The following is a 435-nucleotide window of genomic DNA, read 5'->3' on the forward strand; positions in this document are numbered from 1 at the left end:
CACCGAACTCTCCCCCCTCCCCCCCGTCCACATCCTCAGATATGTATAAGAGAAAAACCGGGAAATAGACACAGGCCGTCCGAAACTGGGGTTCCAGGAGGCCCGTTAGAATTTGAGTGAAGGGGAACTGACTTTTTAAGAAGTTGAGGAACTTGTCTATCATGGTGAATGGGGTATTGCGTTCTTCGCCAAACAATGAAATGCTGCGTTCTTTGCTGATTCTGTCATAGGCGGCAAAAATGGTTTTCAGCTCTGCGGTGGTCAAGCGCAGTTGCTTTTCATACAAGATGCGGCTTAAGAGCGTTACGTCCGTCGCGTTCAAATCAGGGAAGAGATGACTGATCCACAACTCCAGGGTGTATTGGACGGATCTGTTGATTTGATCTCTTTTTTGGCGTTCTTGAGTTTGGTGTATCCTGTAAAACAACAAAGGTT

At 47.1% G+C, this 435-nt stretch carries 1 pseudogene; it reads right to left on the bottom strand.

The window, feature by feature from the left end:
- A pseudogene (locus ACTHUT_RS22205) lies at positions 1–265 on the bottom strand (hypothetical protein); the annotation flags it as partial.
- Positions 266–435: the final 170 nt, after the last annotated feature.

The organism is Neisseria sp. P0022.S010, from assembly GCF_051956635.1.